We start from the raw sequence: 13513 nt of genomic DNA, 5'->3' as shown, positions 1-13513 counted from the left end.
TGGGAGTGATTATAAATGACCGAAGAAAGAGCTTACGATTCATCAAGTATCAAGGTCCTCAAAGGCCTTGATGCGGTGCGTAAACGCCCCGGCATGTATATCGGTGACACGGACGACGGAACCGGTCTGCATCACATGGTGTTCGAGGTGGTGGACAACTCCATTGACGAGGCGCTGGCCGGCCACTGTTCGGATATCACCATCACCATCCATACCGATGAATCCATTACCGTACAGGATGATGGCCGGGGTATTCCGGTTGATATCCACGAAGAAGGCGTATCGGCTGCCGAGGTCATCATGACCGTACTGCACGCCGGCGGTAAATTCGATGACAATAGCTACAAGGTGTCCGGCGGGCTGCACGGCGTAGGGGTTTCGGTGGTCAACGCGCTCTCTGAAGAGCTGATCATGACCATTCGCCGGTCCGGTAAGGTATGGGAGCAAACTTACCGTCACGGCGTCCCTCAGGCCCCTCTGGAGGCCATAGGTGACACTGAGGGCAGCGGCACCCAGATTCACTTCAAACCCTCGGCGGAAACCTTCACCAGCATCAGTTTCAGCTGGGACATTCTGGCCAAGCGCCTGCGGGAACTGTCCTTCCTCAACTCGGGTGTGGGTATCCACCTGATTGACGAGCGTACCGGCAAGCGCGAGCTGTTCCGCTATGAAGGCGGTCTGCGTGCCTTCGTTGAATACCTCAACGTCAACAAGTCCACCATCAACTCCGTATTCCACTTCAATATACAGCGGGATGACGGCATCGGTGTGGAAGTGGCGATGCAGTGGAACGACAGTTTCAACGAAAGCCTGCTGTGCTTCACCAACAATATTCCCCAGCGCGATGGTGGTACTCACCTGGCGGGCTTCCGCAGTGCATTGACCCGCTCGCTGAACAGCTACATCGAACAGGAAGGCCTGCTGAAGAAGCTGAAGGTCAGCACCTCCGGCGATGATGCCCGTGAAGGTCTCACCGCCATCATTTCGGTGAAAGTGCCGGATCCCAAGTTCTCTTCCCAGACCAAGGACAAACTGGTTTCCTCCGAGGTGAAAACCGCGGTTGAACAGGAAATGAACAAGTTCTTCAGTGACTATCTGCTGGAAAAGCCCAACGAAGCCAAGTCCGTGGTTGGCAAGATGATCGATGCCGCCCGGGCCCGCGAAGCTGCGCGCAAGGCGCGGGAAATGACCCGCCGCAAGGGTGCGCTGGATATCGCCGGGTTGCCCGGCAAACTGGCCGACTGCCAGGAAAAGGATCCCGCGCTATCCGAACTCTATATTGTGGAAGGAGACTCCGCGGGCGGTTCTGCGAAGCAGGGCCGTAACCGCAAGACGCAGGCAATCCTGCCGCTCAAGGGCAAGATCCTCAACGTGGAGAAGGCCCGCTTCGATCGCATGCTGTCATCCCAGGAAGTCGGCACACTGATCACCGCACTGGGCTGTGGTATTGGCCGTGACGAGTTCAATATCGAGAAGCTGCGTTACCACAACATCATCATCATGACCGATGCCGATGTTGACGGCGCGCACATCCGTACTCTGCTGCTGACCTTCTTCTTCCGTCAGATGCCCGAGCTGATCGAGAAAGGCTACATCTACATCGCCCAGCCGCCGCTGTACAAGATCAAGAAAGGTAAGCAGGAACAGTACCTCAAGGATGATGAGGCGCTGGAGGATTATCTGACCCAATCGGCACTCGAGGATTCCTACCTGTACGTTAACGAGCACGCCCCGGGCATTACCGGCGAAGGCCTCGAGCGTCTGGTCAATGAATACCGTGGTGTAATGAAGACCCTCAATCGCCTGGGCCGTCTCTATCCCCAGGTATTGATGGAACAGCTGATCTATGTGCCGCGCCTGACGAAAGAAAATCTGGCAGACAAGGCGTTCATGGATAACTGGTTGATTCCATTTGAAAAATTGGTAAAAGAAGAAGAGAGCTCCGGACAGGAATACCGGGTCAGCTTGCGCGAGGATAAGGAACGTCAGCTCTGGTTGCCTGAGGTTGAAAGTATCAGCCACGGCCATACCAGTTATGTGACCTTCAACCGCGATCTATTTGCCAGTAACGACTACGGTGCCATCGCGGATCTGGGCGAGAAGCTGCAGAGCCTGCTGGAAGACGGCGCCTATATTCAGCGTGGTGAGAAGAAGAAGCCGATCCGCTACTTCAAGGAAGCCATCGAATGGATGATGAACGAAACCGCTCGCCGTCACACCATTCAGCGCTATAAGGGACTGGGCGAAATGAACGCTGACCAGCTGTGGGAAACCACCATGGATCCGGACAACCGGCGCATGCTGCAGGTCACCATCGAAGACGCCATCGGCGCCGACCAGATCTTCAACACCCTGATGGGTGACCACGTGGAACCGCGCCGCGAGTTTATCGAGCGCAACGCATTGGCGGTATCCAACCTGGATGTGTGATTCCAGGTGAATAAAAAGTCCCCGGCTGGAGCGATCCGCTGGGGACTTTTTTTGGGGGTGGCGGCAGTCTTACTGCAAGGAAGAGGCTAGTCGGCAGGGCTGTGCCGACTAGCCGTAAACACATCCATGTGGGCTCGCGGTTGCCATCCGTGGCAACCGACGGTCGGCCCAACCCTGCCGACCAACCTCTTCCACTCGCTCTCACGTTGCTGTTGGTTGAAAACCGCCTGACAACAAATGTCAGCCAACTCAGCCAGCCTGCATTTCCCGCATAGCCTGATTCACCCACGCCTCGGCCTGCTTGTTGACCTCAACGATGGAGCGCGGGTCCTGGCCTTTGGGATAGATAGCCGGCCCGATTCTCACCTGCACAGTACCCGGGCGCTTGCCCCAGCCGTTGCGCGGCCAGAACTCACCGGCGTTATGGGCTACCGGGATCACCGGAGCGTTGTTGGCGCAGGCCAGGGCGCTGCCGCCGCGGGTGAACTTGATCGGGTTGCCGGGCAGCACGCGGGTGCCTTCGGGGAATACCAGCACCCAGACGCCCGCTCGCAGACGCTGGCCGCCGATACGGCTGAGCTGCTGCAGGGAATTGCGCGCCTTGCTGCGATCGATGGCGATGGGCTTGAGCAGAGCGAAGGCCCAGCCGAAGAAAGGCACGTAGAGCAGTTCCTTCTTGATCAGCTGGGTCTGTGGACGAAAGATCTGCTGCAGGAAGAAGGTTTCCCAGGTGCTTTGGTGATTGGAGAGAATCACGCCGGGCTGATCGGGAATGTTTTCCTGACCGACCACTTCATAGCGAATACCGACCAGCCATTTGGTCAGCCAGATGGCAAACCGGCACCAGCACTCCAGAATCAACTTGAAGCGGATGCGGTATGGCAGCAAGGGACCGATGATCAGCATCGGCACGGCCCACAAGATTGCACTGGCGGACAACAGCAGATAGAACAGGGTGACGCGCAAGGCCATGAGTACGGACATGGAGTCAGGTTTCCAGCAGGTAACTGGCCACTGCGGCCAGATCATCGAACACACGGGTACCGGCAGGCAGTGACTTGCCTTCAGTAGCCCGACCTTTACCGGTACGCACCAGATAGGGCTGACACCCTACTGCGGCACCCGCCTGCAGATCCCGCAGGCTATCGCCGACCGTGGGCACACCATCGAGCGTAACGGCGTAATGCTCGGCGATCTGCCGGAACAGCCCTGACAGCGGCTTGCGGCAGTCGCAGCCATCATCCGGACCATGTGGGCAATGCCGGATCAGGTCCACGTGCCCGCCCTGTGCCGCGACCAGCTCACGCAGGCGCTGATGCATGGCTTCCAGCGTCTGGGCAGTGAAATAGCCGCGGGCCAGGCCGGACTGGTTGGTAGCCACGGCCACCGTCCAGCCCGCCTTGCTCAGCCGTGCGATCGCCTCGATGGACCCCGGTAACGGATGCCACTCAGCTACGGATTTGACGAAGGCGTCGGAGTCTTCATTGATGACTCCGTCGCGGTCGAGAATAATCAGCTTCATCCGAGCAGCGAGATATCGGCAACACCCAGGAACAGGCCGCGCAGGCGGGCCAGCAGCGCGTACCGGTTGGCTTTGATCTGCGGATCCTCGGCGTTGACCAGCACCTGGTCGAAGAAGCTGTCCACCGGCTCGCGCAGCGATGCCAGGCGCTCCAGGCTGGCCTGGTACTGCCGCTCGGCTGCCAGCGGCCCGACATCGCTCTCAGCGGCTTGTACCGCCTGTGCCAGCGTCTGCTCGGCAGCTTCGTTCAGCAGTGCCGGGTCGATAACCTCAGGTACCGGGTCTTCGGATTTGGCCAGGATATTGGATACCCGCTTGTTGGCGGCGGCCAACGCTTCGGCTTCAGGCAACCGGCGGAAAGCCTGCACTGCCTGTACGCGCTGATCGAAATCAAGCGGCGAATGAGGGTGCACGGCCCGCACCGACTGGTACACGGCCACGTCGATGCCTTCATCTTCATAACGGGCGCGCAGGCGATCGAAGATGAACTCCTGCACCTGATCGACCAAGCCTTCGCCCTTCACGGCGGCGCCGTATTGGTTGACGGCGGTCTGCAAGGCGGCATGCAGATCCAACTCCAGTCGCTTCTCGATCAGGATCCGCAGCACACCCAGCGCGGCGCGGCGCAGGGCATAGGGATCCTTGCTGCCGGTGGGCAGCATGCCGATACCGAAGATGCCGACCAGGGTATCGAGCTTGTCGGCCAGCGCGACCGCGGCGCCGGTCAGGGTACTCGGCAATTCGGCGCCGGCGCCGCGTGGCATGTACTGCTCGTTCAGTGCCAGGGCCACGTCTTCAGCTTCGCCATCATGCTGGGCATAGTAATACCCGGCAATGCCCTGCAGCTCGGGGAACTCGCCAACCATTTCGCTGGCCAGATCGCATTTGCTCAGCAGCCCGGCGCGGGTGGCGTTGGCCGGGTCACCGCCGATGCGCTCGGCGATGAAGGCAGCCAGGTTGGACACCCGTACGGCCTTGTCGTAGACGCTGCCCAGTTGGGCCTGGAACACGACGCTGGCCAGCCGCTGGTTGTTGTGTTCCAGCGGATGCTTCTTGTCCTGCTGGAAGAAAAACTCGGCATCGGTCAGCCGCGGGCGCACGACCTTCTCGTTGCCGGCAATGATCTGCGCCGGATCGGTGCTTTCGATGTTGGCCACGGTGATGAAGCGCGGCAGCAGGCGGCCGTTGGCATCCAGCAGGCAGAAGTACTTCTGGTTGTCCTGCATGGTGGAAATCAGCGCTTCCTGGGGCACGTCGAGGAACCGTTCTTCGAAGCTGCACACCAGCGGCACCGGCCACTCGACCAGGGCGGTGACTTCGTCCAGCAGGTCGTCGGGAATGATCGCGGTGCCCTGCTGTTCGGCGGCCAGTTGTTCCACGCGCTGACGGATCAGTTCGCGGCGTTCGGCGAAGTCAGCAATGACATGGGCCTGGCGCAGGTCATCGGTATAGCTGGCCGGCGTGCTGATGCGCACCTCACCAGGATGGTGGAAGCGGTGACCGAGGGAGGTACGGCCGGCCTGCTGGGACAGGATCTCGCCAGGAATCATGCTGTCACCCTGCAACATCACCAGCCACTGGGTGGGACGCACGAACTCGGTCTTGCCGGCACCCCAGCGCATGCGCTTGGGAATCGGCAGCGCCGCCAAGGCGTTATCCACAATCTGCGGCAGCAGTTCAGCAGCGGGCTGGCCGGCGATGGTCTGCACATGGCGCAGGCGCGGGCCGCTCTGATCCAGTTCGCTCAACTCCACGCCGCATTTGCGGGCGAAGCCCAAAGCGGCCTGGGTCGGCTGGCCCTCGGCATCGAAGGCCGCCTTGACTGGCGGGCCGTCCATCTGACTGGTGCGGTCGGGCTGCTGGGTCGCCAGTTGCTCGACGAACACTGCCAGGCGCCGCGGGGCGGCATAATAGCGGGTGGATTCATAGGCCAGACCGGCTTCGTTCAAACCTTTTTCCACACCCTCGAGGAAAGCTTCGGCCAGGCGCTTCAGCGCCTTGGGTGGCAGCTCTTCGGTGCCCAGTTCAACCAGAAAATCGAGTGCCAGCATCATTCGGCCTCCTTCAGTTTGGCCAGTACTTCATCACGCAGTTCGGGGTTGGCCATGGGGAAGCCGAGCTTGGCGCGGGCATGCAGATAGCTCTGGGCAATCGACCGGGCCAGGGAGCGCACGCGCAGGATGTAACGCTGGCGTTCGGTCACCGATATCGCCCGGCGCGCATCCAGCAGGTTGAAGGTATGGGAGGCCTTCATCACCATTTCATAGGCTGGCAGCGGCAGTTCGGCTGCGGTCAGGCGGTTGGCTTCGCCTTCGTAGAAGTCGAACAGATCGAACAGTTTGTCGATATTGGCGTGTTCGAAATTGTAGGTCGACTGCTCTACCTCGTTCTGGTGGAACACGTCGCCATAGGTGACTTTGCCGAACGGGCCATCGGAATAGACCAGGTCGTAGACCGAGTCGACGCCCTGCAGGTACATGGCCAGGCGCTCCAGCCCGTAGGTGATTTCGCCGGTGACCGGATAGCACTCAACGCCACCCACCTGCTGGAAGTAGGTGAACTGGGTGACTTCCATGCCGTTCAGCCAGACCTCCCAGCCCAGCCCCCAGGCGCCCAGGGTTGGCGATTCCCAGTTGTCTTCGACGAAGCGGATGTCATGCACCAGCGGGTCGATGCCGATGTGGCGCAGTGAATCCAGGTACAGCTCCTGGATGTTGTCCGGGTTCGGCTTGAGCACTACCTGGAACTGGTAATAATGCTGCAGACGGTTGGGGTTCTCGCCATAGCGGCCATCCGCCGGGCGGCGGCTGGGCTGGACATAGGCGGCGTTCCAGTTTTCCGGGCCGATGGAGCGCAGGAAGGTCGCGGTGTGGAAGGTACCGGCACCGACTTCCATGTCATAGGGCTGGAGTAACACACAGCCCTGCTGCGCCCAGAAGTTCTGCAGCGCGAGGATCAGGCCCTGGAAGGTCTGGGCGGCGGGATTGGTCTGAGTCACGTTTTTCACCGGTCAACTGTGAAGAAAGGGCGAAGTATACAATCCCGATGGGACGGCATACAGCGCGGGCGGATAATTGTTGGCCGGCGGCGCGCGGGGCGCCGCCGGCCGGGGGTCAGCTGACGACCCGGTAGGAAGGCTGATAGGCGCTACCGTTGGGTAGTTTCATCCGCTGCTGTTCGACGAAGGCGGTCAGCAGCGCCTCCAGTGGTTGCATGATCTGCGGATCGCCATGGATCTCGTAGGGCCCGTATTGCTCGATCAAGCGGATGCCCTTGTCCTTGACGTTGCCGGCGACGATGCCGGAGAACGCTCGACGCAAGTTGGCCGCCAGTTCATGGGGCGGGGTGCTGCGGCGCAGCTCCAGGTTGGCCATGTTTTCGTGGGTCGGATCGAAGGGCCGCTGGAAGCCCTCTTCAATCTTCAGCAACCAGTTGAAATGGAAGGCATCGTTGCGTTCGCGGCGGAAGCGCTCCACCTCCGCCAGCCCCTGCTTCATCTTGCGCGCCACCAGCACCGGATCCTCGATGATGATCTCGTAGCGCGCCTGGGCCTGCGAGCCGAGCGTGGCACCGACAAATTCATGCAACTGCTGCAGGTAGCCAGCCGACTCCTGCGGTCCGGTCAGGATCAGCGGGAATGGCAGTTCGCTGTTGTCCGGGTGCAGCAGAATACCCAGCAGATAGAGGAACTCTTCGGCGGTGCCGACGCCGCCGGGGAAGATGATGATACCGTGGCCGACCCGGACGAAGGCTTCCAGGCGCTTTTCGATATCCGGCAGGATCACCAGCTCGTTGACGATGGGGTTGGGCGCCTCGGCGGCAATGATGCCCGGTTCGGTCAGGCCCAGGTAACGGCCATCGATGACGCGCTGCTTGGCATGGGCAATGGTTGCGCCCTTCATCGGTCCCTTCATCACGCCCGGGCCGCAACCGGTGCAGATATCCATATTGCGCAGGCCCAGCTCGTGGCCGACCTTCTTGGTGTATTTGTATTCCTCGGTATTGATCGAGTGCCCGCCCCAGCACACCACCATCCTGGGCTCCACGCCGGGCGTCAGCGTGCGGGCGTTGCGCAGCAGGTGAAAGACGTAATCGGTGATGCCATTGGAGGTACTCAGGTCCACCCGCTGGTTGCGCAACTCACTCTCGGTATAGACGATATCGCGCAGGGCGCTGAACAGCATTTCCCGGGTACTGGAAATCATCTGGCCATCGACAAAGGCATCGGCTGGCGCGTTGCGTAATTCCAGGCTGACGCCACGATCGAGCTGGTGGATATGCACCTCGAAATCGGCGTAGGCTTCGAGGATGGTCTTGGCATTATCGACCCGGGCACCGGTATTGAGGATGGCCAACGCACACTGGCGGAACAACTGATAGGTGCTGCCGGAACCGGCTTCACTCAACTGCTGGACTTCACGCTGGGACAGGATTTCCATACTGCCCCGGGGAGTAACTGAAACATTGACGACGTGTCTAGGCATTATCGCTTCCGCGTTGAAAATGGATACCCCATCTTACGCTACAGCTACCCGGCCGATACAACGGGGGCTGGTATAAACTGTTTCGACCGGCAATCAGGAGCACCGCCTTGAAATCATCCCGCAACGACCTGTCCCGCTGCCATTGGTGCTCCGCGGACCCGATCTATCAGGCTTATCACGACCAGGAATGGGGCGTGCCCGAATACGATGCCCAGCGGCTGTTCGAGAAGCTCCTGCTTGATGGCTTTCAGGCGGGCCTGTCCTGGATCACCATTCTGAAGAAGCGCGAGCGTTACCGGCAGGTCTATCATGGGTTCGATGCGCAGCTCATGGCGGCGCAGACCGATGCCGACCTGCAGGAGTTGATGTTGGACCCTGGTATCATCCGCAATCGCCTCAAGGTGCATGCGGCGCGACAGAATGCCCGGTCCTGGCTGGCCCTGGCCGAGCAGACGGACCCCGCTGCCTGGCTCTGGCAGTTCGTCGGCGGCCGACCGCTGATCAACCATTTTGCCGTCCATGCCGAGGTGCCAGCCATCACCACCGAGGCCCAGGCCATGAGCAAGGCATTGAAGCAGGCCGGCTTCAGTTTTGTCGGGCCGACCATCTGTTATGCATTCATGCAGGCGACCGGCATGGTTATGGACCATACTCTGGAATGTTTCCGCCATGCCGAACTGGCTGGCGGAGCTGCTGCTGTCAAACAACAATAATGATGGAGAACATCCATGCGATTGACCAAACGACTGGGTCTGCTGGCCGCTGCCGCGGCGCTGACCGCCACCACCGCGGTATTCGCTGCACCCACCTATATCAACGTTCTCACGGGCGGCACCAGCGGGGTGTATTACCCGATCGGTGTAGCCATCTCCCAGCTGTACGGGCAGATCGACGGCGCCCGGCCCTCGGTGCAGGCCACTAAAGCCTCGGTGGAGAACCTCAACTTGCTGCAGTCCGGCCGGGGTGAACTCGCCTTCGCCCTCGGCGACTCGGTCGCCGATGCCTGGAATGGTGTCGAGGATGCGGGCTTCAAGGCGCCACTCAAGCGGCTGCGGGCGATTGCCGGAACCTACAATAACTATATTCAGGTGGTCGCCAGTGCAGAGTCCGGCATCAAGACCCTGGAAGACCTCAAGGGCAAGCGTATTTCGGTCGGTGCGCCCAAGTCCGGTACCGAACTCAATGCCCGGGCGATCTTCGCCGCCGCGGGGCTGAGCTACGAAGATATGCGTCGGGTCGAATTCCTGCCCTATGCCGAATCCGTCGAGCTGATCAAGAATCGCCAGCTGGACGCCACCCTCCAGTCCTCCGGTCTGGGCATGGCGGCCATTCGCGACCTGGCCAGCACCATGTCGGTGAATTTCGTCGCCATTCCCGGCGATGTAGTGGAGAAGATCAACAACCCGGCCTATCAACCGGGCATGATTCCGGCCGGTACCTATGATGGTCAGGACGAGGACGTACCCACTGTGGGCATCACCAATATCCTGGTCAGCCACGAAAAGGTCGACGAAGAAGTCGCCTATCAGATGACGAAGCTGATCTTCGACAACCTGGATGCTCTGGGCAATGCCCATGCTGCCGCCAAGGCAATCAAGCTGGAGAGTGCGGCGCAGAACCTGCCGATTCCCCTGCATCCGGGCGCCGAGCGGTTCTACCGGGAAGCGGGTGTTCTGGAATAGGTAGCAGGGAGTAGTCTATGAGTGAATACCAGGGGCTCCATGCGAGCCCCGCCGAGTGGCCCAAGGCGCTGTTCTATGTGGCGCTGTTGTTTTCCTGCTACCAGATCATCACCGCCGCCTTTCACCCCGTGTCCACCCAGGTGCTGCGGGCCGGGCACGTCGGCTTTCTGCTGATGTTGGTATATCTGAGCTATCCGCTGCGCGGCAAGGCGCGCCCCTGGCAGCCGCTCGCCTGGGTGCTGGCGCTGGCGGGCATGGCGACCTTTTTCTATCAGTGGTATTTCGAAGCGGATCTGATCCAGCGATCGGGTGACCTGACCAGCCTGGACATGGTGGTTGGCCTGGTGCTGATCGTGCTGGTCTTCGAGGCGGCGCGGCGCGTGATGGGGATTGCCCTGCCGATCATCTGTGGGCTGTTCCTGGCCTATGGACTGTTCGGCAACCATCTGCCCGGCGATCTGGCGCACCGGGGATACGGGCTGGATCAGGTGGTCAACCAGCTGTCCTTCGGCACCGAAGGGCTGTACGGCACGCCCACCTACGTCTCGGCCACCTATATCTTCCTGTTCATCCTGTTCGGCTCGTTCCTGGAGCAGGCCGGGATGATCCGCCTGTTTACCGATTTCGCCATGGGCCTGTTCGGCCACCGGGCCGGTGGACCGGCCAAGGTATCGGTGGTCTCGTCGGCGCTGATGGGCACTATCACTGGCTCCGGGGTAGCCAACGTGGTGACCACCGGCCAGTTCACCATTCCGCTGATGAAGCGTTTCGGTTATCGGGCGGCCTTTGCCGGCGGTGTCGAGTCCACGTCCAGCATGGGCAGCCAGATCATGCCACCGGTCATGGGGGCGGTGGCTTTCATCATGGCCGAGACCATCAACGTGCCCTATGTCGAGGTAGCCAAGGCGGCGTTGATACCGGCCCTGCTGTATTTCGGCTCGGTATTCTGGATGGTACATCTGGAAGCCAGACGCTCGAAACTCAATGGCTTGCCGAAGGATGAATGCCCCAGTGCCTGGGATGCGGTCCGTCAGCGCTGGTTTCTCCTGATACCGCTGATCATATTGATCTGGCTGCTGTTCTCCGGGCGCACGCCCATGTTTGCCGGAACCGTGGGGCTGGCGCTGACCGCTATCGTGATTCTTGGCTCGGCATTGATTCTGCGATTGTCATCCACCGCACTGCGGGTGGTGTTCTGGATGGTGCTGGGGATTCTCTGCGCCGGTTTCTTCCAGTTGGGGATCGGTGTCATCTTCGGGGTCATTGGTGCGCTGGTAGTGGCTTGCTGGTTCATCAAGGGGGGGCGCGACACCCTGCTGATCTGTTTGCACGCGCTGGTTGAAGGGGCGCGCCATGCGGTGCCGGTGGGCATTGCCTGTGTGCTGGTGGGGGTGATCATCGGCATCGTCTCGCTGACCGGGGTGGCCTCGACCTTTGCCGGTTACATTCTCGCCGTGGGTCAGGACAGTCTGTTCCTGTCGCTGCTGCTGACCATGCTCACCTGTCTGGTGTTGGGCATGGGCATTCCGACGATCCCCAATTACATCATCACCAGTTCCATTGCCGCGCCGGCGTTGCTGGATCTGGGCGTGCCGCTGATCGTCTCGCACATGTTCGTGTTCTATTTCGGCATCATGGCTGACCTGACCCCACCGGTGGCGCTGGCCTGCTTTGCCGCAGCGCCGATCGCCCGGGAGAACGGTTTGAAAATCAGCCTGTGGGCGGTGCGCATCGCCGTCGCCGGCTTCGTCGTGCCGTTCATGGCAGTCTACAGCCCGGCGCTGATGATGCAGGGCGGGGACTGGTCGGCGGTGCTGTACATGCTGGTCAAGGCGGGCTTCGCCATCGGCCTGTGGGGTATCGTCTTCACCGGCTATTGCCTGCGCCCGCTGGTCTGGTGGGAAAAACTGCTGGGCTTCGCTGCTGGCGCGTTGATGGTCCTGGCTTTGCCGATTACCGATGAACTGGGTTTCGCCCTGGGTCTGCTCTTTCTTGCGCAGCACTGGTGGCGGTCACGGCGCGTGCGCAGTCCGGCATGAATGCGCTGTGTCTCGGCTTGGCCGGGGTGATCTGGGCACAGCTGCCGCTGGCCGAGTTCACCCTGGCCTGGCAGCACAGTGTGGAGAAGATCCGGTGGGAGGAGGACTATCAGCTCGACCCGGCTGGCCTGCTACTGCGCGAGGCGCGAATCCGTGGCAGTGGCGCCGGGATGGATATCCCGCAGGACGCCATATTGCGTGATGGCAGCTGGCACTATCGGCCGCAGCTACCGGCATTGCAGCCGCTGCGGCTGGGGCGCAGCGATGCCCCTGCGGCGGGCGATTACCAGTTATGCAGCGAAGCTGGCTGTCGGCCGCTGGCCGATTGGCTGGGGCCGCCGAGCCCGCAGCGACCGGTGGTGGAATTGTGGAGTTGTCAGCCGTCGGTGGGCTGATGCCAGTGCGCAGGCTACAATGGCGTTTTTTCAGGTTGGAGAGTGGTGAGTGAAAAGGCTCAAGGGCGCTATCACGGTGGGGTTTCTCAAACTGTTCGCGTTACTGCCCTTCGGCGTGGCGCAGCGCCTCGGAGCGGCGGTGGGCTGGCTGATGTGGAAGCTGCCGAACCGGTCGCGTGACGTGGTACGCATCAACTTCGCCCATTGCCTGCCGGAACTGCCACCCGCCGAGCGGGAACGGCTGGTCGGCGAGACGCTGGTCAATATCGGTCGCAGCTTCGCCGAAAGCGCCTGTGCCTGGATGTGGAGTCCGCAGAAAACCGTGGCCCTGATCAAGGAAGTGGAAGGCGAGCAGCTGCTCGATGAAGCGCTGGCCGAGGGCAAGGGGCTGGTCGGCATCACCAGTCATCTGGGCAACTGGGAAGTGCTCAACCACTGGTATTGCCTGAAATGCTCACCGATCATCTTCTATCGCCCACCCAAGCAGAAGGCGGTGGATGAGTTGCTGCAGAAACAGCGCACCCAGTTGGGTAACAAGGTGGCGGCGTCCACCCGCGAAGGCATCATCAGCGTCATGCGCGAGGTGCGGCGGGGTGGCGCGGTTGGCATTCCTGCCGACCCGGAGCCGGCGCTGAAGAGCGGTCTGTTCGTGCCCTTCTTCGGTATCCAGGCGCTGACCAGCAAATTCGTGCCTGGCCTGCTCAAGGGCGGTGCGGCCAACGGTGTGTTCCTGCATTGTGTACGCCTGCCCGATCACAGCGGCTTCAAGGTGATCGTCGAGCGTGCCCCCGCAGCGCTCTACAGCGAGGATGAAACCGAGGCGGTGGCGGCGATGAGCGCCTGCATCGAGAACTACGTCCGGCGCTGGCCCAGCCAGTACATGTGGAGCATGAAACGGTTCAAGAAACGCCCCGCCGGCGAAAGGAAATGGTATTGAACTGAATCGGTAGCAAATGACAAG

The 13513-nt window shown here is 61.1% G+C and carries 11 protein-coding genes; 6 read left to right on the top strand and 5 right to left on the bottom strand.

Annotation, left to right across the window (positions count from 1 at the left end):
- Window positions 1–15 precede the first annotated feature (15 nt).
- Window positions 16–2430, top strand: coding sequence for a DNA topoisomerase (ATP-hydrolyzing) subunit B (gyrB, locus tag DHB74_RS11380; RefSeq protein WP_036991596.1), 2415 nt, complete (start codon window positions 16–18; stop codon window positions 2428–2430).
- A 249-nt stretch (window positions 2431–2679) separates the two neighbouring features.
- Here the strand turns inward: gyrB and DHB74_RS11375 are convergent, their stop codons facing one another.
- The 5 genes from DHB74_RS11375 to ppnN form a co-directional block, all read right to left on the bottom strand.
- Window positions 2680–3414 (bottom strand): lysophospholipid acyltransferase family protein, encoded by a 735-nt coding sequence (locus tag DHB74_RS11375; protein WP_499161493.1) that lies wholly within the window; start codon window positions 3412–3414, stop codon window positions 2680–2682.
- A 4-nt stretch (window positions 3415–3418) separates the two neighbouring features.
- Entirely contained in the window at window positions 3419–3952 is a 534-nt protein-coding gene (gmhB, locus tag DHB74_RS11370) for a D-glycero-beta-D-manno-heptose 1,7-bisphosphate 7-phosphatase (RefSeq protein ID WP_036991593.1), read from the bottom strand.
- The gene (gene glyS / locus DHB74_RS11365) at window positions 3949–6003 is read right to left on the bottom strand and encodes a glycine--tRNA ligase subunit beta (RefSeq protein WP_499161594.1); all 2055 of its coding nucleotides are present in this window, start codon (window positions 6001–6003) and stop codon (window positions 3949–3951) included. Before glyS ends, gmhB begins: the two co-directional genes overlap by 4 nt.
- Entirely contained in the window at window positions 6003–6950 is a 948-nt protein-coding gene (glyQ, locus tag DHB74_RS11360) for a glycine--tRNA ligase subunit alpha (RefSeq protein ID WP_036991591.1), read from the bottom strand. The genes glyS and glyQ overlap by 1 nt, the downstream gene beginning before the upstream one ends.
- A 115-nt stretch (window positions 6951–7065) precedes the next feature.
- Complete coding sequence (ppnN, locus tag DHB74_RS11355; RefSeq protein ID WP_036991589.1) at window positions 7066–8436, bottom strand: nucleotide 5'-monophosphate nucleosidase PpnN; 1371 nt, start codon at window positions 8434–8436, stop codon at window positions 7066–7068.
- A gap of 128 nt (window positions 8437–8564) precedes the next feature.
- Here ppnN and DHB74_RS11350 point away from each other — a divergent pair, with 128 nt between their 5' ends.
- From DHB74_RS11350 to DHB74_RS11330, 5 genes are read left to right on the top strand one after another with little or no spacing between them, the layout of a single operon-like run.
- Window positions 8565–9149, top strand: a complete 585-nt coding sequence (locus DHB74_RS11350; protein ID WP_499161593.1) for a DNA-3-methyladenine glycosylase I — start codon at window positions 8565–8567, stop codon at window positions 9147–9149.
- Window positions 9150–9164: 15 nt separating this feature from the next.
- A complete protein-coding gene (locus DHB74_RS11345) occupies window positions 9165–10118 on the top strand; it encodes a TAXI family TRAP transporter solute-binding subunit (RefSeq protein WP_280164971.1) in 954 nt (317 codons plus the stop codon).
- A 17-nt stretch (window positions 10119–10135) separates the two neighbouring features.
- Window positions 10136–12157 (top strand): TRAP transporter permease, encoded by a 2022-nt coding sequence (locus DHB74_RS11340; RefSeq protein ID WP_036991585.1) that lies wholly within the window; start codon window positions 10136–10138, stop codon window positions 12155–12157.
- A complete protein-coding gene (locus tag DHB74_RS11335) occupies window positions 12154–12552 on the top strand; it encodes a DUF1850 domain-containing protein (RefSeq protein WP_036992083.1) in 399 nt (132 codons plus the stop codon). Before DHB74_RS11340 ends, DHB74_RS11335 begins: the two co-directional genes overlap by 4 nt.
- 49 nt (window positions 12553–12601) lie before the next feature.
- Window positions 12602–13489 (top strand): lysophospholipid acyltransferase, encoded by an 888-nt coding sequence (locus DHB74_RS11330; RefSeq protein ID WP_136868560.1) that lies wholly within the window; start codon window positions 12602–12604, stop codon window positions 13487–13489.
- Window positions 13490–13513: the final 24 nt, after the last annotated feature.

This window comes from Pseudomonas sp. G11-1 (assembly GCF_024031555.1).
GTDB classification, from domain to species: domain Bacteria; phylum Pseudomonadota; class Gammaproteobacteria; order Pseudomonadales; family Pseudomonadaceae; genus Halopseudomonas; species Halopseudomonas bauzanensis.
Note: the sequence above shows the minus strand (reverse complement) of the source record. Positions and strands in the feature narration are given on the sequence as shown.